Here is a 17,997-nt window from a genome sequence, read left to right as displayed (position 1 = left end):
ATCTGACGGTCCGTCGGAAACAACGGCTCCATTGATGCGTGGGGAGGGAAGACCAGCAAGGTCGAAAACCGGCCGAACTAAATACAAAAAAACCGAGACGGGTGGGAGGGTGGGAAACGGGGGGGCCAGGGGGGCGGAGCCCCCCTGGTACCTCAGCCGGCGGAAACGGTGACCCGAACACGCCCGTCCGGCGCAGCCACGTGCACCGGAGTCCCCGGCCCACCAAGATCCCGTACGGCGCTCAGATCAACCTCGCCCACAGACTCCGCCGAGGTCACGACGGCCGCCGCCTCCAAGGACTCCGCGCCGGAGGCCACCGCCATCGCCACCGCCGTCTGCAACGCGCTCAGCCGCAGCGACGGCAGATCAACCGTCCCCGCGACATACGTACGTCCCATCGAGTCCCGTACGGCGGCCCCCTCGGGCACACCGTTACGGGCCCGCGCGGCACGGGCCAGGGTGACGATCTTGAGGTCCTCGGGGTCGAGCGCGCTGCTGTCGGTCATGCCCCGAGCATACGAAGCCGGTCCCGCTCCGCGCGGGGCAGCCCCGCCACGACCAGGTCGTAGGAGTCCTCGACCAGCTCGCGGACCAGCCGATCCGGAAGGTCGCCGTCGACCGTGACGGTGTTCCAGTGGCGCTTGTTCATGTGGTAGCCGGGGGCGATCAGACCCGGGTGCTCGGCGCGCAGCCGCACCGCGTCGTCCGGATCGCACTTGAGGTTGATCTTCAGGGGCCGCTGGTCCAGCCAGCTGAGCGCGAACATCTTGCCGCCGACCTTGAAGACGCTGATCTCGGGCCGGAAGGGGAAGTCCTCCACGGCCGCCTCGAAGGAAAGGCAGAGGTCACGAAGGAGCTGGATGTTCACTCGTCCGTCGTCTCCCGCGTCTTCGCCGGCTCCACCAGCACCGTCACGATCTTGTTCCGCCGGCCGGCCGCCGCCTCCGCCGTCAGCCGCAGGGCCCGCCCGTCGGGCAGGTCGACCACGCTGGACGCCCCGGCGATCGGGACCCGGCCCAGGGCCTTGGCCAGCAGCCCGCCCACGGTCTCCACGTCCTCGTCGTCGTACTCCTCAAGGCCGTACAGCTCGCCGAGGTCCGTGATGTCCAGCCGGGCCGTGACCCGGTACCGGTCGTCCCCCAGCTCCTCCACCGGCGGCAGCTCACGGTCGTACTCGTCGGTGATCTCGCCGACGATCTCCTCGAGGATGTCCTCGATGGTGACGATGCCGGCGGTGCCGCCGTACTCGTCGATGACGACGGCGACGTGGTTGCGCTCCTGCTGCATCTCGCGCAGCAGGTCACCGGCGTTCTTGGTGTCCGGGACGAACGCGGCCGGGCGCATGGCCGTGGACACGAGATCGCTCTCCGCATCGCGGCTGATATGTGTCTTGCGCACAAGATCCTTCAGATACACGATCCCGACGATGTCGTCCTCGCTCTCCCCGGTCACGGGTATCCGCGAGAAACCGGAGCGCAGAGCGAGGGTCAGCGCCTGCCGGATGGTCTTGTACCGCTCGATGACGACCAGGTCGGTGCGCGGCACCATGACCTCCCGTACGAGCGTGTCGCCGAGCTCGAAGACGGAGTGCACCATGCGGCGCTCCTCGTCCTCGATCAGCGACTCCTTCTCGGCGAGGTCGACCATCGCCCGCAGCTCGGCCTCGGAGGCGAAGGGGCCCCGCCGGAAGCCCTTGCCGGGGGTGAGCGCGTTGCCGATGAGGATGAGCAGATACGGGATCGGCCCCATGATCCTGGCCAACGGCAGCAGCACATACGCCGCCGCCGTCGCGGTGTTCAGCGGATGCTGCCGGCCGATGGTGCGCGGGGAGACACCGACGGCGACGTACGACACGAGGACCATCACACCGATCGCCGCGAACAGGGCCGGCGTGGTGCCGTGGATCTCCTGGAGACAGGCGTAGGTGACCAGCGCCGCCGCCGCCATCTCGCAGACGACGCGGACCAGCAGGGCGACGTTCAGATACCGGGTCGGGTCGGCGGCGACCTGCGCGAGCTTGGCACTTCCGCGCCTTCCGGACCGTACGGCCTCCTCGGCGCGGAAGCTGGAGACGCGCGCGAGGCCCGCCTCCGCACAGGCGGCGAGCCACGCGACGACCACCAGCGCGACCGCGCCGGCGACGAGGGTGGGGCTCATGAGACGGTCGGCGCCGGCGACGGCCCGGTCACGCCCTTCTCGGCCCGCCAGCCGTCCACGATGGCCGCCTGGAGACCGAACATCTCGGTCTTCTCGTCCGGCTCCTCGTGGTCGTAGCCGAGCAGGTGCAACACCCCGTGGACGGTGAGCAGCTGGAGCTCCTCGTCCATGGAGTGCTGCGTGGGCGCCTCCTTGCCCTGCCGCTCGGCGACCTCCGGGCACAGCACGATGTCACCGAGCAGCCCCTGCGGCGGCTCGGCGTCGTCCTTGGCCGGCGGCCGGAGCTCGTCCATCGGGAAGGACATGACATCGGTCGGCCCGGTCAGGTCCATCCACTGGATGTGCAGCTGCTCCATGGCGTCGGCGTCCACGACGATCACCGAGAGCTCGGAGAGCGGGTGGATTCGCATCCGCGCGAGCGCGTAGCGGGCGATGTCGAGGATCGCCTGCTCGTCGACCTCGGTTCCGGACTCGTTGTTGACGTCGATCGACATGGTGCTGGCTTGTCTACTTCCGCTTGTTACGGCCGCCCTTGTGGGTGCCGTTCTCCGTGCCGTTCTGGCTGTCGTACTTCTCGTACGCGTCGACGATACGGCCGACCAGCTTGTGCCGTACGACGTCCTGGGACGACAGGCGGGAGAAGTGCACGTCGTCGAGGCCCTCCAGGATGTCCTGCACCTGCCGCAGCCCCGACTTGGTCCCGTTCGGCAGATCGACCTGCGTCACATCGCCCGTGATCACGATCTTCGACTCGAACCCGAGCCGGGTGAGGAACATCTTCATCTGCTCGGGGCTGGTGTTCTGAGCCTCGTCCAGAATGATGAAAGCGTCATTGAGCGTGCGACCACGCATGTATGCGAGGGGCGCGACCTCTATCGTGCCGGCCGCCATCAGCCGGGGGATCGAGTCCGGGTCCAGCATGTCGTGGAGGGCGTCGTAGAGGGGGCGGAGGTAGGGGTCGATCTTTTCGTAGAGGGTGCCCGGGAGGAAGCCCAGGCGTTCGCCCGCCTCCACTGCCGGGCGGGTCAGGATGATGCGGTTGACCTGCTTGGACTGGAGCGCCTGGACCGCCTTGGCCATGGCCAGGTAGGTCTTGCCGGTGCCCGCGGGGCCGATGCCGAAGACGATCGTGTGCTTGTCGATCGCGTCGACGTACCGCTTCTGGTTGAGGGTCTTGGGGCGGATGGTGCGGCCGCGCGAGGACAGGATGTTCTGCGTCAGTACCTCGGCCGGGGTCTCCTGGCCGTCGTTCGTCCCGTTCTCACTCGCCCGCAGCATGGCGATCGAGCGTTCCACTGCGTCCTCCGTCATCGGCTGTCCGGTGCGGAGCACCAGCATCATCTCGTCGAACAGGCGCTGGATGAGGGCGACTTCCCGAGCGTCGCCGACGGCGCTGATCTCATTGCCCCGGACGTGGATGTCGGCCGCCGGGAAAGCCGTCTCGATCACGCGCAGCAGCGAGTCGCCGGACCCCAGCAAGGTCACCATGGGGTGCTGGGCGGGAACCGTGAACTGTGCTCTCGCCTTGCCCTGCGCGGGCGTCTGAGCTGTGGGTGTCTGCGTCATAGGCCGGCCCGAAGGCCTCTACGTCCTCCCGGATGCGTCTCGCCTGCCACAAGGGCAGCCTGGCGAGTTCAAGCCTACGCCAGGGCACTGACAACACCGTAGGGCTTTTATCCGAACAGCTCACTCCTATGCGGAGCGGCGGAAACCGATCGTCGGGACCGCGCGGCGCAGTGGCCAGGGCTTGGTCTCCTCCTTCGGGATGAGGTCCTCCAGGAACGCGTACCGGCGCAGGGCCTCGGGGTCCTGGCCCTCGACGGACTGCACCCTGCGCCACCAGGCCGCGATCTCCGACCAGCCGGGCGCGGAGAGGGAGCCGCCGAACTCCTGGACGGAGAGGGCGGCGGTGAGGCCCGCGAAGGCGAGGCGGTCGGCGAGCGGCCAGCCGGCCAGGGTGCCGGTGACGAAGCCGGCCACGAAGACGTCCCCGGCGCCGGTGGGGTCGAGGGCCTCGACGGCGATCGCGGGGACCTCGGCGGTCTCCCCGGTGCGCCGGTCCACGGCGTACGCGCCCTCCGCACCGAGGGTGACGACCGCGAGCGGTACGTGTTCGGTGAGGGCGTGGGCGGCGGCTCGGGGGCAGTCGGTGCCGGTGTAGCGCCGGGCCTCCTCGGCGTTGGGGAGGAACGCCTCGCAGTGCGCGAGGTCGGGGAGGCCGGCCAGGTCCCAGGCGCCGGTGTCGTCCCAGCCGACGTCGGCGAAGACACGGGTGCCCCGGCTCGCGGCGCGGGCGATCCAGGGGTCGCGCTTGCCGGGGGTGAGGGAGGCGACGGCGGCGCGGGCGGGCGGCGGGCAGTCAGGGGCGCCGTCCTGGCCGAGCGCGGCCTCCGGTGGCGGTTCGTGGCCGTGGGAGACCATGGTGCGCTCTCCCTCGTAGGCCATGGAGACGGTGACCGGGGAGTGCCAGCCGGGGACCGTGAGGGAGGCCGAGAGGTCGATGCCCTCGCCCTGTTCGAGGGCGTCCCGGCAGTAGTCGCCGTAGTGGTCGTCGCCGAACGCGGCGGCGAGCGAGGTGCGCAGGCCGAGCCGGGCGAGGGCGGTGGCCATGTTGGCGACACCGCCGGGGCTCGACCCCATCCCCCGGGCCCAGGACTCGGTCCCGCGCACCGGGGCGGTGTCGAGCCCGGTGAAGACGATGTCGAGGAAGACGGTGCCGGTGAGGTAGACGTCCCAGGGCGGGTCCGCCGGGGTGCGCAGCGCGGCCAGCGGATCGGTCCGGGCCTCGCTGCGCTGTGGTCCCTTTCCGGAGGTCGCCTTCGACGCGGTCACGGTGTGCTCCCTGACGTGGTGCGGATCCTGTCAGTTTGCACCAAGGGACCGACAACCCGCCGTCTGTCTCACAGGCACCGCCCGTCGCGTCAGATCCCCGCCGGGCCCGCGACGGGCACCGTCACGCCCCCGCAGGGCCCGGGTGGGCCGCTTTGGTCACCGTGCCGGGAGTGGGGCGGGGGCGGACGCGGTCGTCGCACTTCCTACCAGCGGGGGACGGTCGGGGTGACCCACTCCGGGTCGGCGACGCGCATCGCCGCCGCGTCGTCGCGGTCGCGCAGGGTGCCGTCGTCGTCGAGCCACCGCTGGTGCAGGAACCGCAGCCTGTCGTGGTCGAGTTCGACGCCGAGGCCCGGTGCGTCGGAGACGGCGGCCTTGCCGTCCTGGAAGGTCAGGCGCTCGGTCAGGACGTCCTCGGACTGCCAGGGGTAGTGGGAGTCGCAGGCGTGGTGGAGATCGGGGACGGTGGACGCGACATGGGTCATCGCGGCCAGGCTGATGCCCAGGTGGGTGTTGGAGTGCATGGACACCCCGACGCCGAACGTCCGGCAGATCGCGGCGAGTTGCTGGGTGTTGCGCAGTCCGCCCCAGTAGTGGTGGTCGGACAGCACCACCTGTACGGCACCGCGCGTGAACGCCTCCTGGATCTCGGCGAACGTCGTCACGCACATGTTGGTGGCGAGCGGTACGCCGGTCGCGGCGGCCACCTCGGCCATGGCGGGCGTACCGAGCGCGGGGTCCTCCAGGTATTCGAGGACGTCGCCGAGTTCCTTCGCCACGGTCAGCGAAGTCGCCACGCTCCAGGCGCCGTTGGGGTCGAGGCGCAGGGGGTGGCCGGGGAACGCCTCGGCGAGTGCGTGTACGGCGGCGATCTCCTCCTCGGGCGGGAAGACCCCGCCCTTGAGCTTGAAGGAGGTGAAGCCGTAGCGCTCCTTGAAGCGCCGGGCCTGCTCGACGACCCCGGCGGGGTCGATCGCGGCGCCCCAGTCGTCCTGCTCGCAGGCCACGCCCTCGGGGTGAGAGGCCCACTTGTAGAAGAGGTAGGCGCTGTACTCGACGGCGTCGCGGACCTTGCCGCCGAGCAGGGCGTGCACGGGCAGGCCGAGCGCCTTGCCGAGGGCGTCGAGGCAGGCGACCTCGAAGCCGGAGACGACGGACAGCCGCAGCTTGTCGGCGGTCTGGACGCCGCGCAGCCCGCCCACGTCGACCTGTCCGGAGACCCGGGAGGAGTCCACCGCGACCTCGTCCGCGATCGTGAACAGCCCGTTGAGGTCGCTGACCTGACGTCCGATCAGTTTCGCGGCGAACGGCCGGGCCAGTTCCAGGTACTTGGTGTCGCCGTAGGTCTCGCCGACGCCGGTGGTCCCGTCGGCGGTCTCCACCTCGACGATCAGCCGGGGGGTGTACGGCTGGTGCACGCCCTGGGTGTTGAGCAGGGGCGGGTCGGCGACCAGGATCGGGGTGAGGCGGACGTCGGCGATGGTCAGGTTCGCGGCGACGGTCACAGGGCGGCTCCTACGAGGTCGAGTCCGGTGCTGAGCAGGGTCTTCAACTGGGCGAGGTCGGTGGCCGAGGGGTCTGTGAGCGGGGCGCGCACGGGTCCGACGGGGGCGCCACGGAGTCGCGCGGCGGCCTTCACCAGCGATACGGCGTATCCGGGTACCCGGTCGCGGAGTTCGACGAGGGGGACGTAGAAGTCGCGCAGCAGCTTCTCGACGGTGCCCCCGTCGCCGTTGTGCAGCGCGGTGTGGAAGGCGTTGGCGATCTCGGGGGCGAAGGCGTGCACGGCGGAGGAGTAGGCGGGGACGCCGACGGTGGCGTAGGCGCGGGCCTGGATCTCGGCGGTGGCGGCGCCGTTGAAGAAGAGGAAGCCCTCGGGGGCGGCGAGGGTGAGGCGCTGGAGGCGGTCGAGGTCGCTGTGGCCGTCCTTGAGTCCGATGACGCCGGGGATGGCGGCGATCCGCTTCAACGAGTCGGCCGTGAAGTCGACCTGTCCGCGCTGGTAGGCGATGAGCGGGAGTCGGGTGCGGGCGGCGATCCGCTCCAGCTGGGCGACCAGGCCGTCCTGCGGGGCGGCGACGAGGTAGTGCGGGAGGACGAGGAGGGCGTCGGCGCCGGCCTCCTCGGCGATCCGGGCGAAGCGGGCGGCCTGGGCCCAGCCGTACCCGGTGCCGGCGACGACGGGGACGCTCCCGGCCGCCTCCTCGACCGCGATCCGCACCACCGTGCGGTACTCGTCCTCGTCGAGGGAGAAGAACTCGCCGGTGCCGCAGGCGGGGAAGAGCGCGCCGGGGCCGGCGGCGAGCCGGCTCGCGACATGCGCGCGGAAGCCGTCGGGGTCGAGCGAACCGTCCTCGTGGAAGCTCGTGAGCGGGAACGACAGCACGCCGGCCGCCATGCCCTCCCGCAGCCGCCGGACCGTGTCCGCGTCCGTGTCCGTGTCGAGGGCCACCCTGTCATCTCCCTATGTAGACGTCATCCACGTATGAAGATGGAGGTTAGGTACGCGAACGCCGACCGTCAATGGCCTGGGACGCCCCGCCTACCATCGGCTCATGTCAGAAACCGGGGGCGTCCGCGAGGTGAAGTCGGCCGCGCGCACGGTCGAGCTGCTGGAACTGCTCGCGGCGCGCGGGGACCGCCCGGCGCGGCTGCAGGAGTTGGCGGACGAACTGGGCGTGCCGCGCAGCTCGATGTACGCGCTGCTGCAGACCCTGATCGGCCGGGGCTGGGTGCGCACGGACATCACCGGCTCGCTCTACGGCATCGGCATCCACGCCCTGCTGACCGGCACCAGCTACCTCGACTCCGACCCGCGCGTCCGGCTCGTCCGGCCGTATCTCGACGAGGCGTCCGAGGCCCTGGGCGAGACGATCCACCTGGGGCGGCTGGACGGGCGGGACGTGGCCTACCTGGCCACCCGCGAGTCGCACGAATACCTGCGCACGATCAGCCGCGTCGGCCGGCGCCTGCCCGCACACGTCGGCGCGCTCGGCAAGGCGCTGCTGGCGGAGCGCCCGGACGGCGAGCTGCCCGAGGGGCCGTACGAGGCGCTCACCCCGAAGACCCACACCGGCCGGGAGTCGCTGCGGGCGGACCTGGCGGAGGTGCGGGCGCGGGGGTGGTCCGTGGACCGCGAGGAAGGCGTGACCGGCATCGTCGGCTTCGGTTTCGCACTGCGGTACGAGCATCCGGCGCAGGATGCGATCAGCTGCTCGGTGCCCGTGGCCCGCCTGACGGCGGAGCACGAGGAGCGGATCGTGGCGGTGATGCGGGAGATCAGGGGCAAGATCGAGGCGACGGCCCCGGGGGTGGGAGGGTCCGTGAACTGGCGTTGAAAGCGCCTCGTCTACCCGCACTTCCCCACCACAAACAACATGTGACACAGATCACGCACCCTCGGCTTTTTCGCGCAGCGCGCGCTTGATACAAATTGCCCGCGCGTTCCTGTCCGTCGACGGCTTGCGCCCCCCCTTTCGAGCCGCTTCATTTCGCACGCCCAGGAACGCCCGTGTTCGCCCCCCGCACCCTTCCCTGGCCCCTCCTTGCCCTTTTCGCGGCCGGGTATCTCGCCCCCTATCTGCTGCCCACCGTGGTCGGCCGGCTCGACACCGGGCTGCCGCTGAGCGCCACCGAGGCGGGTACCGTCGGCAGCGCGCTGCTGCTGAGTTCGTCCTCGGCCGGATTCCTGCTGGCGTCCCGCGTGGAGCGGATCGGCGCCCGGACGCTGGCCCGGGCCGGGCTCGTGCTGGCGGTGCTCGGCTACGGCGGTGCCGCGCTCGCCGGTGACGTACCGGCCGTCGTCGCGGGCGCGGTCCTCGGCGGCTTCGGCTCCGGTACGGCCACGACGGTCGCCGCGACCCGTATCGCCGCCGAGCCCGACCCGCACCGCGCCTCCGCGCTGGGCCTGCTCGGGGTGTCCGCGCTCGCCGGTGCCGTCTATCTGACGGTGCCGCACCTCGGGGCCGGTCATGGACAGCCGCTGGCCGCCATAGCGCTGACCTCCCTCGCCGTATGGCCGTTGACCGGACGACTGCCCGGCCGGACGGCGTCCGCCGGTACGGCGACGGCCCGGCGCGAGGAACGTGTCCCGCTGCCCAACCTGCGGGCCGGGCTCGTGCTGGCCGCCGCCATGCCCTGCTGGTCCCTGGTGCAGAACTCCCTGTGGGGAGTGAGCGGACGGATCGGACTGACGCAGGCGCACCTCAGCGAGGCGGCCGTCGGCGCCGTGTTCGCGGCGGCGCTCGGCGCCGGGCTGATGGGCGTGCTGGCCGCCGGTGCGCTCGGGACGCGGCTGGGGCGGGCGGTGCCGATCGGGATGGGGACCGTGCTGATCGCCGGGTGCGTGGCCGGCAACGCCTCGGCCACCGGGGCGATGAGCTTCGCGACCGGTCAGATCGCCTGGAACGTGCTCTACCCGGTCGTCCTGTCGTATCTGATCGGGCTGGCCGCCTCGCTGGACCCGCGTGGCCGCTGGGCGGTGCTCGTCGGCTCGGCGGGCTCCCTGGGCACGGCGGCCGGACCGCTGGCCGGAAGCGTGCTGTCGGCCTGGGCCGGTTTCCCGGCGATGGGCCTGGCGCTGGGGGCCGTGCTGCTCGTCGTCGCCGTGCCGATGACCGGGGTCGCGCTGCACACCGGCGAGCGGGTGGTGTTCGTGGACACGGTACGGCTGCGAGGGGGAGGGGCCCGCGTGCCGGATGCCTACGACACGGCCGGACCCCGGCAGGCGGGTGCCTCGCCGGGGTCCGGGAGCTGACCTACTCGGCCGCCGCCCGCGCCCGTCGGCGTACGTACCAGCCCGCCGCCGTGAGCAGCAGGGCGAGGCCCGCTGCCGTGCCGACCGCGGCGCCCGTGGAGGCGAGGCTGCCGCCCGGGGTGGAACCGGTGGTGGTCGTGCCCGAGCCGCCGGTGCCGGAACCGGATCCGGTGCCTGTGCCGCCCGAGGCCGAGCCGCCGCCGGTCGTGGAGCCGCCCGTGTCGGCGCCGTCGTCGTCCGTGTCCACCGGGTCCTGGCCGACGAAGCCGACCGGGACCTTCACGTCCTGGGAGCGGTCGCCGGAGAGGGTGTGGTCGGCGCGGGTGGCGAGGACGCACGTCGCCTCGAAGCAGTCGGTGAACTCGTCCTTGGCGTCCACGGTCAACTCCACCGCGAAGCTGCCGCCGTCGCCGTACGGGGTGGCCAACTCCTCGCCGTAGTCCGGCGGGTTGGAGGAGATCCACGCCGAACTGTGCGAGCCGCCGGTCATGTCGACGCCGCCGACGCACGGGGTGGGCAGCTCACCGTCGCCGTTGTCGACGCAGAGGGCGACGTAGACGCCCTTGTCCGTGTCGTAGCCGGTGCCGGTGACCTTCAGGGTCTGGCCCTCGGTGGCGAGGCCGTTGACCGGGGTGACGGTGAGTCTCTGGCCCTCGGGGCCCGTGACGGTCCTGGTGCCGGAGGGCGCCGCCGGGGTCTCTCCGCCGCCGCCCGTGCCGGTACCCGGCTGCTTCACCGTGAGGGTGACGGGGGCGGTGCGGGTCGTACCGACGGCGTTCCTGAACTCGGCGCGGTACTCGTACCCGTCCTGGGCGGCCCGGCCGGTGAAGGAGTACGCGTTCTTCGTCGCGCCGTCGACCGTCGACCAGGTCTGGCCGCCGTCGGGGCTGACGCTCCAGCTCACCGTGGGTTCGGGGGTGCCCTCGGCGGAGGCGACGAAGGAGACCTCGTCGCCGGCCGTGACGGTCTGGTCGGTCGGGGACTGGACGACCTTCGGGGACATCCGGCGGTCCAGTCTGACGACCTTGCTCTCCTCCTGCTTGGTGACGTAGACGGAGGCCGCTCCCGGAGTGACCGCCACGCCCGCGTAGGCGCCGGCCCGGCTGCCGGCCAGCGCGAGCGGCTCGGCGGCCTGCTGGAAGGTCGCGCTGTCGTAGACCTCCAGGGCGCCGTTGTTGTCCGCGCCGTTGTCCTCGGCGGTGCCGAAGTCCTCGCGCAGCACGAAGGCCTCACCGGTGGTGGTGTCGAAGGCCGCCGCGGTGGGCCGGTCGGTGCCGGTCAGCGTGGCGATCTTCGTACCGGCCCTGTCGAAGACGAGGACGGAGGTGGTGCTGCCCACCCACACGTTGCCGGTGGCCGGGTCCGGTTCGACGAAGTAGACCATCTCGGCGGGGATGTCGACGGTCGCCGTGACCTCGAAGGTGTCGAGGTCGATGCGGCGCAGTTTGCCGTTCGTGCGGTCGCTGGACCAGGCCGCCCTGTGCGCGAGGTCCACGCCGAGCGCGTCCCCGCCGTCGAGGGTGAGGGTGCGGCCGTCCACGACCGCTCCGGTGGCGGTGTCGCGTTCGGCGACCACGGCGCCCTGGGCGACCAGCGTGGTGCCGGACCTCGCGCCGGGGCCGACGCCGGTGATCTCGGTGCCGGTCAGCCAGACACCGCCCGCGGAGGTGTCGCCGTCCTTGGCGGTGCCGAGGCCGCGCAGCGGGTAGTTGAAGACCACTCCGTCGCCGGGGAGCGGGGCGGCGATCCGGCGGACCACCCGGTTGCCGAGGGTGCCGGTGGAGCCGGGGGCCTGCTGGATGTGGCTGAGGAGTTTCCCGTCGGCGGGGTCGAGGACGTAGAGACCCTGCTCGCTGACGCCCGCGGTGGCGACGATGTCGTCCGAACCGACGTACAGCTTCCCGGAGTCGGGGTGCAGCAGCAGGTCCAGCGGGCGCCCTGCGGTGGTGAACTCGGCGGCCTTCGTGTAGCTGACGGTGCCGGCCGGCACGTCCACGCCGTCACCGCCGTCATCGCCGTCGCCCGGGTCCTGGCCCTGGAAGGTGACGGGGATGCGGACGTCCTGGGAGCGGTCGCCGGTGCCGTTGTGGTCGACGCGGGTGACGACGGAGCAGGCGACCGAGAGGCAGTCGAGGCCGCTGTCCTTGGCCTTGATGTCCAGTTCGACGTCGAAGGTGCCGCCGTCGCCCCAGGGCACCGCGATCCCGGCGGGGGCCTCCGCGGAGTCCTTCGGGACGATCCACTTCGACGCGCCGCTGCCGCCGGTCTGGTCGGCGCCGCCGAGGCACGGGGAGGGGATCCGGTTGTCGCCGTTGTCCTTGCACAGGGCGACGTAGACGCCCTTGGTCCCGTCGTAGCCGGAGGCGGTGACCCGGAGGGTCTCACCGGCCGGGTCGAGGTTCGCGGAGGCGGAGACGGTGAGTTTCTGGCCGTCCCTGCCGAGGGCGGTGCGCGGGGTGTCGGCCGCCTGCGCGACCGGGCCGGCGGCGAGCGAGCCGACCGCCACGGAGGCGGCCACGAGGGCGGCGGCGCCGAGCAGCGCCGCCGGGCGTCTGTTCCTGAGAGGCGTGAGCTGCATGAGGGGCGCCACCGCGGGTCTCACTGGAAGGTGATCGGGACGTGGACGTCGTACTTGCGGTCGTTGGTGTCGAAGTGGTCGGCGCGGGTGACCACCGCGCACGTCACGTCCTCGCCGCAGACGCTGCCGTCGTCGAGCGTGGCCTTGACGAAGATGCTCACGCTGAAGGTGCCGCCGGTCCCGAACGTGGAGCTGTTGGCGAACAGGCCGCCGAAGGTGTTGTTGATCCAGTGCGAGGCGCCGGTGGTGCCGGTCTCGTCCTGGCCGCCGAGGCAGGGGCTGGGCTTGTTGACTCCCGCGGCGCCGTCGACGACGCACAGGCCGACGTAGATGCCCTGGCTGGTGTTGTAGCCGGAGCCGGAGACGGTGATGACCTGGCCGGAGGCGGCGGCGGTGTCCGGCGCGGTGAGGGACAGGTTGTAGGTGGTGGTGCCGTCGACGACACTGCGGGTCGAGGTGGCGGCGGAGGCGGAGGTGGCGAGGCCCAGGGTCAGGGCACCTGCGGCGGCGACGGCGAACGCGGCGCGGGCGGCGGGGATTCTCATGGAGTTCCTCCCTAGTAAGTTAGGTAAGGCTTACCTAACTATGATCTTCTTGGGTTTGTCAATGGACGGTAAAGCCGACAGCAACAACCTGCTGTTCAGCGCCCACTTGGGTCAGCTCGACGGTGTGCTCGCCCTCAACTGCCGTGGTGTACACGGGAAATGAGCGGGCGATACGACCGTCCGCGTCGACCACGTCCTGATAGCGCGTGTCGCCGTCGATCGCGACGAGCACCACGGCTCCGGGGGTCAACCCCGCCGCGGTGACGGTCTGTTCGGTGCCGGGGGCGAGGGCGGGGCGGGCGACGGCGGCAGCCGGCTGCGGGGATTCGGCAAGGCGTGGGGACGGAGACGGGGACGGGGACGGGGACGGGGACGGTTGCGGGGTCTCGGGAGCCGGCGATTCGGCGGGGTCGACGGCCGCCTCCGGCGCCGGCACCGTCACCTCGAACTCGCCCAGCCCGTCGCCCGCCGCGAACTCCGTGCCGCTCCAGGACGACAGCAGCGCCGCCCCCTCCTCGGTGAGCGAGGCCCGCAGCCCGGCCACTTCGGCCAGTTCCAGTTCGCGGGCGCGGCCGTCGACGACCGTACGGGCGTACAGCTCACCCTCACCGTCGTCGGCGCCGGCGAGCCGCAGCCGGAGTCCGGCGAGGACGAGGGGCTGCCCCGTCGGGCCCTCGAGACGGGCCGCGCCGCCCAGCTCCAGCGCGTCCGTGGCACCGTCGAGGGTGGGGAAGGAGGCGCTGCCGTCAGCGGTTCGCACGGCGGGTGCGGCCGCGTCGAGCGAGACGCCGGGAACGGACAGAGTCCACTCCACACGCCCTTCGCCGGCCGCCGCGCTCGGCGCGCCCAGCGCGAACAGGGCGCCGGCCACCAGGGCGACGGCGCCGGTTCTCTTCGCCATATTCGGTTCTCCCATGGGGATATGAGGTGATGTCAGGTTCTGCGGCGGCGCGCCCAGAACCACGCGCCGGCACCCGCCGCGACCAGCCCGGCGGCGGTGAGACCGACCGGGAGCGCGAGATCGGAGCCGGTGCCGGCCATGGACCCGTCGGCCGCCTTGTCGGCGGTACCGGTACCGGCCGATTTCGCCGACGCACTCGCACTCGGCGCCCCCGTGGACGCCGCCGATCCGAACGTCACCGGGATCCGTACCGTCTGGCTCTGGTCGCCGCCCCGGGTGTGGTCGTTGCGGGTGATGACCGCGCAACTCACCCCGGACGCCGTGCAGTCGGTGTTGGCGTCCTTGGCGCGCACCTTGATCTTCACGCTGAAGGTGCCCTTGTGGGCGCTGCCGCCGTACGGCTCGGCCAACCCCTCCCCATAGGACGGCGGGTTGGAGGAGACCCACGCGGACGCGCCCGACTCACCGGACATGTCGACGCCGCCGACACAGGGCGTGGGCGTCTTCCCCGCGCCGTTGTCGACGCAGAAGGCGACGTAGATGCCCTTCTCGGTGTTGTAGCCGGAGCCGGTCACGGTGACCGTCTCGCCCGCCGCGGCGAGGCCGGACGACTTGGACACGGTGAGTTTCTGGCCCTCGGGGCCGGTTGCCGTCCCGCCGGCCGCGACGGCCGGTGAGGCCATCGGGAGCAGCAGGGCGGATGCCGAGGCCACCGCGAGAGAAGCACCAACTCCGTGGCCGCGCAGGCCACTTGACCACGCCATGGAAGACCCCCACCACGCAAGACTAAGGGAAGGCTAACCTAAACTATCGTTCACCAGTGCACCAGCGGAGCGGAAAGGATGGGCAATTGCGCGCTATCCGGAGAGGGCGCCTGGCCGCCCTCGGACTGACCCTCGCCCTCCTGACGGGAGCCTGCGCGAGCAGCGCCGACGTGGCGACCACGAAGACCGGCCCGGAGCCGACGTCCGCGAGCGCCCGGGCGGCGAAGGCCGGAAAACAGCTCGCCGCCAACACCCTCGTACCCCTCGCCGGAAAGGCCCCGACACCCGAACTCCCGGTCACCGTCGGCTCCTCCGACGGCCGGAAGGTCACCGTCACCGACGCCTCGCGCATCCTGCCGCTCAACGGAGGCGTAGCGGAGATCGTGTTCACGCTCGGCCTGGGCGAGCGGGTCGTCGGCCGGGACATCACGGCCACCTTCAAGGAGGCGAAGAAGCTCCCCCAGGTCACCAAGGCGCACGACGTGAGCGCGGAGAGCGTGCTGTCGCTGCGGCCGACGGTCGTGCTCGCCGACACCGACACCGGCCCCAAGGAGGCCATCGACCAGATCCGGGACGCCGGCATCCCCGTCGTCGTACTCGATGTGGCGACGAAACTGTCCGACGTCACCACCCGGACCACCCGGATCGCGGCGGCCCTCGGCGTCCCGGCGGCGGGGGAGGCGCTCAACGCGCGCATGAGCGACGAACTCGCCGCCGCCCGCGCGGCCGTGCCCGAGGGCAGCAGGCCGAAGGTCGCGTTCCTCTACATGCGCGGCAGCGCGGCCGTCTATCTCATCGGCGGCAAGGGCTCGGGCGCCGACTCGCTGCTCGACGCGGCCGGCGCGGTGGACGCGGGCACGCAGGCCGGTCTGGACCGCCCCTTCACCCCGATCACCACCGAGGCGCTGGCGCAGGCCCAGCCGGACGTCATCCTGATGATGACCAAGGGCCTGGACTCGGTCGGCGGCCTCGACGGCCTCCTCCAGATCCCCGGCATCGCCCAGACCCCGGCGGGCATGAACCGCAGGGTCGTCGACCTGGAGGACGGCGTGCTGCTGAGCTTCGGCCCGCGCACCCCACTCGTCATCGACATCCTGGTGGACCGTATCCACCAGGGCTGATCAGAACGTGTACGCGTCCACCTCGGCGAGGTACCTCGCCCGCAACTCCTCGTCGTCCTCCAGGAAGGAGGCGGTGAAGGAGTTGCGGGCGAGTTCGCGCAGCCGCTCCTCACCCAGGCCGAGGGTCCGCCGTACGGCGTCGAAGTTGTCGCCCGCGTAGCCGCCGAAGTAGGCGGGGTCGTCGGAGTTGACCGTGCAGAGCAGCCCGGCGTCGAGCATCGCGGGGAGCGGGTGGTCGGCGAGGGTGTCCACGGTCCGCAGCCGTACGTTGGACAGCGGGCACAAGGTCAGCGGGATCCGCTCCCGCACCAGCCGCGCCACCAGCTCCGGGTCCTCCACGCACCTGAGCCCGTGGTCGACACGCTCGACACCGAGGACGTCGAGGGCCTCGGTGATGTACTCCGGCGGCCCCTCCTCCCCCGCGTGCGCCACGCGCCGCAGGCCCAGCCCGGCCGCGGTCTCGTACACCTCGCGGAACTTCACCGGCGGATGCCCGACCTCGGCGGAGTCCAGGCCTATGCCGGTGATCCGGTCGAGGTAGGGCTTGGCCGCCTCCAGGGTCTCCAGCGCCGACTCGGCGGACTCGTCGCGCAGGAAGCAGAGTATGAGGCGGGTGGAGACCCCGTGCTCGGCCTCGCTGTTGCCCAGCGCCCGCCACAGCCCCTCGACCACCGTGCCGATGTCGACACCCCGGGCGGTGTGGGCCTGCGGGTCGAAGAAGATCTCCGCGTGCCGGACGCCCTGGGCGGCGGCCCGCGCGAGATAGGCGTCGGCGAGATCCGCGAAGTCCCGCTCGGTCCTGAGCACGGCCATCAGCTCGTAGTACAGGTTCAGGAAGGACTGGAGGTCCGCGAACTCGTACGCCTTGCGGAGCTCCTCGGCGTCGGCGTACGGCAGCGCGACCCCGTTGCGGGCGGCCAGTTCGAAGGCCAGCTCCGGCTCCAGGGTGCCTTCGATGTGCAGGTGCAGTTCAGCTATCGGCAGGGGCATCACCGCATCGTACGGCCGTTCTACCGCCGTTTCGGAACCGGTACCCGGAGCAGGTCGTAGGCCACGGTCAGCTCGCCCTCGAACCCCGCGGCCCGCGCCTGCCGCTCGAACTCCTCCGGGTCGGAGTAGCGCTGGCTGAAGTGGGTCAGCACGAGATGCCGCACACCGGCCTCCCGGGCCACGCGGGCCGCCTGACCGGCGGTCAGATGTCCGTGGTCGACGGCGAGTTGCTCGTCCTCGTCGAGGAAGGTCGACTCGATGACGAGCAGGTCGGCGCCCTCGGCGAGCGCGTGCACGCCGTCGCAGAGACGGGTGTCCATGACGAACGCGAACCGCTGCCCGCGCCGGATCTCACTGACGTCGTCGAGTGTGACGTCCCCGACAGTGCCCTCCCGCTGGACACGGCCGACGTCCGGCCCGCGCAGCCCGTGGGCGGCGAGGCGCTCGGGCAGCATCCGCCGCCCGTCGGGCTCGACGAGGCGGTAGCCGTAGGACTCGACGGGGTGGGAGAGCCTGCGGGCTTCGAGGGTGTAGGAGGAGGTGGCCGCCAGGGCCCCGTCCTCACCCACGGGCGCCTCCGTGATCCCGACGGTCTCGCGATAGGCGGTGGCGTACCGAAGCCGGTCGAAGAAGCGCTGCCCGGAGGCCGGGTAGTGGGCGGTGACGGGGTGCGGGACCTGGTCGAGGTTGACGCGCTGGATGACACCGGCGAGACCGAGGGAGTGGTCGCCGTGGAAGTGGGTGACGCAGATCCGGTTCAGGTCGTGCGCGGCGACCCCGGCGCGGAGCATCTGGCGCTGGGTGCCCTCGCCGGGATCGAAGAGGATACCCTCGCCGTCCCAGCGGAGCAGATAGCCGTTGTGGTTGCGGTGCCGGGTCGGGACCTGGCTGGCCGTCCCCAGGACCACGAGTTCACGTACGGACATGGCGGGTCACCCGGGGGGCCACTGCAGGCCGCGGCCACCGAGGACGTGGGCGTGCGCGTGGAAGACGGTCTGGCCGGCGCCGCTGCCGGTGTTGAAGACGATGCGATAGCTGGCCTGCTTGTCCTCGTCGGCGACGGACTGGGCCTCGCGCAGGACGTCCGCGGCGATCGTCGGTTCGGCGGTGGCGAGTTCGGCGGCGTTGGCGTAGTGCACCTTCGGGATCACCAGGACATGGGTGGGCGCCTGGGGGTTTATGTCCCGGAACGCCACGGTCGTCTCCGTCTCCCGCACGATGGTCGCCGGAATGTGCCCCTCGACGATCTTGCAGAACAGACAGTCGCCCTGCGGTTCCCCTGCCATTCGGTCCCCTAGGTAGTGCGGCTAAGTGTGCGCATCGTATCGTCGTCGGGTGCGGGTCACTCGTGGT

Annotated in this window: 18 protein-coding genes; 3 read left to right on the top strand and 15 right to left on the bottom strand. The window is 71.6% G+C overall.

Going from position 1 to position 17,997, the window contains the following annotated elements:
• Positions 1-152: 152 nt before the first annotated feature.
• The 8 genes from ACFPIH_RS28115 to ACFPIH_RS28080 form a co-directional block, all read right to left on the bottom strand.
• Positions 153-506: a cytidine deaminase gene (locus ACFPIH_RS28115; RefSeq protein WP_381172801.1), complete on the bottom strand. Its 354-nt coding sequence runs from the start codon at positions 504-506 to the stop codon at positions 153-155.
• Entirely contained in the window at positions 503-868 is a 366-nt protein-coding gene (locus ACFPIH_RS28110) for an MmcQ/YjbR family DNA-binding protein (RefSeq protein WP_381172804.1), read from the bottom strand. Before ACFPIH_RS28110 ends, ACFPIH_RS28115 begins: the two co-directional genes overlap by 4 nt.
• Positions 865-2,157 carry a hemolysin family protein gene (locus tag ACFPIH_RS28105; RefSeq protein ID WP_381172807.1) on the bottom strand — a complete coding sequence of 431 codons (1,293 nt, stop codon included), beginning with the start codon at positions 2,155-2,157 and terminating at the stop codon, positions 865-867. The genes ACFPIH_RS28110 and ACFPIH_RS28105 overlap by 4 nt, the downstream gene beginning before the upstream one ends.
• Positions 2,154-2,651 (bottom strand): rRNA maturation RNase YbeY, encoded by a 498-nt coding sequence (gene ybeY, locus ACFPIH_RS28100; RefSeq protein ID WP_381172810.1) that lies wholly within the window; start codon positions 2,649-2,651, stop codon positions 2,154-2,156. The genes ACFPIH_RS28105 and ybeY overlap by 4 nt, the downstream gene beginning before the upstream one ends.
• A 13-nt stretch (positions 2,652-2,664) precedes the next feature.
• Positions 2,665-3,723, bottom strand: coding sequence for a PhoH family protein (locus ACFPIH_RS28095; protein ID WP_381172813.1), 1,059 nt, complete (start codon positions 3,721-3,723; stop codon positions 2,665-2,667).
• A gap of 126 nt (positions 3,724-3,849) precedes the next feature.
• Positions 3,850-4,989 carry a carbohydrate kinase family protein gene (locus tag ACFPIH_RS28090; protein ID WP_381172816.1) on the bottom strand — a complete coding sequence of 380 codons (1,140 nt, stop codon included), beginning with the start codon at positions 4,987-4,989 and terminating at the stop codon, positions 3,850-3,852.
• 203 nt (positions 4,990-5,192) lie between these two features.
• On the bottom strand, positions 5,193-6,494 hold the full coding sequence (locus tag ACFPIH_RS28085) for a glucarate dehydratase family protein (protein WP_381172819.1): 1,302 nt from the start codon (positions 6,492-6,494) through the stop codon (positions 5,193-5,195).
• A complete protein-coding gene (locus ACFPIH_RS28080; RefSeq protein WP_381173348.1) occupies positions 6,491-7,387 on the bottom strand; it encodes a 5-dehydro-4-deoxyglucarate dehydratase in 897 nt (298 codons plus the stop codon). Before ACFPIH_RS28080 ends, ACFPIH_RS28085 begins: the two co-directional genes overlap by 4 nt.
• A gap of 157 nt (positions 7,388-7,544) precedes the next feature.
• Here ACFPIH_RS28080 and ACFPIH_RS28075 point away from each other — a divergent pair, with 157 nt between their 5' ends.
• The gene (locus tag ACFPIH_RS28075; protein WP_381172821.1) at positions 7,545-8,327 is read left to right on the top strand and encodes an IclR family transcriptional regulator; all 783 of its coding nucleotides are present in this window, start codon (positions 7,545-7,547) and stop codon (positions 8,325-8,327) included.
• A gap of 173 nt (positions 8,328-8,500) precedes the next feature.
• Positions 8,501-9,745, top strand: a complete 1,245-nt coding sequence (locus ACFPIH_RS28070) for an MFS transporter (RefSeq protein ID WP_381172824.1) — start codon at positions 8,501-8,503, stop codon at positions 9,743-9,745.
• Between the two features lies 1 nt (position 9,746).
• Here the strand turns inward: ACFPIH_RS28070 and ACFPIH_RS28065 are convergent, their stop codons facing one another.
• The 4 genes from ACFPIH_RS28065 to ACFPIH_RS28050 are packed head-to-tail and all read right to left on the bottom strand — an operon-like array spanning position 9,747 to position 14,533.
• Positions 9,747-12,323, bottom strand: a complete 2,577-nt coding sequence (locus ACFPIH_RS28065; protein WP_381172828.1) for an immunoglobulin I-set domain protein — start codon at positions 12,321-12,323, stop codon at positions 9,747-9,749.
• 20 nt (positions 12,324-12,343) lie between these two features.
• Positions 12,344-12,868 (bottom strand): hypothetical protein, encoded by a 525-nt coding sequence (locus ACFPIH_RS28060; protein WP_381172831.1) that lies wholly within the window; start codon positions 12,866-12,868, stop codon positions 12,344-12,346.
• A 58-nt stretch (positions 12,869-12,926) separates the two neighbouring features.
• Positions 12,927-13,769, bottom strand: coding sequence for a hypothetical protein (locus ACFPIH_RS28055; protein ID WP_381172834.1), 843 nt, complete (start codon positions 13,767-13,769; stop codon positions 12,927-12,929).
• Between the two features lie 32 nt (positions 13,770-13,801).
• Positions 13,802-14,533, bottom strand: a complete 732-nt coding sequence (locus ACFPIH_RS28050; RefSeq protein ID WP_381172837.1) for a hypothetical protein — start codon at positions 14,531-14,533, stop codon at positions 13,802-13,804.
• Between the two features lie 86 nt (positions 14,534-14,619).
• On the opposite strand from ACFPIH_RS28050, the gene ACFPIH_RS28045 reads away from it, so the two are divergent.
• Complete coding sequence (locus ACFPIH_RS28045) at positions 14,620-15,654, top strand: heme/hemin ABC transporter substrate-binding protein (RefSeq protein ID WP_381172840.1); 1,035 nt, start codon at positions 14,620-14,622, stop codon at positions 15,652-15,654.
• Here ACFPIH_RS28045 and ACFPIH_RS28040 read toward each other — a convergent pair whose 3' ends face one another.
• Genes ACFPIH_RS28040 through ACFPIH_RS28030 form a run of 3 tightly spaced genes read right to left on the bottom strand, consistent with a single transcriptional unit; the run spans position 15,655 to position 17,930 of the window.
• The gene (locus ACFPIH_RS28040; RefSeq protein WP_381172842.1) at positions 15,655-16,644 is read right to left on the bottom strand and encodes an adenosine deaminase; all 990 of its coding nucleotides are present in this window, start codon (positions 16,642-16,644) and stop codon (positions 15,655-15,657) included.
• Between the two features lie 20 nt (positions 16,645-16,664).
• Positions 16,665-17,570 (bottom strand): ribonuclease Z, encoded by a 906-nt coding sequence (locus ACFPIH_RS28035; RefSeq protein ID WP_381172845.1) that lies wholly within the window; start codon positions 17,568-17,570, stop codon positions 16,665-16,667.
• A 6-nt stretch (positions 17,571-17,576) separates the two neighbouring features.
• Positions 17,577-17,930: a histidine triad nucleotide-binding protein gene (locus tag ACFPIH_RS28030; protein WP_381172848.1), complete on the bottom strand. Its 354-nt coding sequence runs from the start codon at positions 17,928-17,930 to the stop codon at positions 17,577-17,579.
• Positions 17,931-17,997: the final 67 nt, after the last annotated feature.

This window comes from Streptomyces vulcanius (assembly GCF_042653945.1).
Lineage (GTDB): Bacteria > Actinomycetota > Actinomycetes > Streptomycetales > Streptomycetaceae > Streptomyces > Streptomyces mangrovi.
This window is presented reverse-complemented; position numbering and strand designations above follow the sequence as displayed.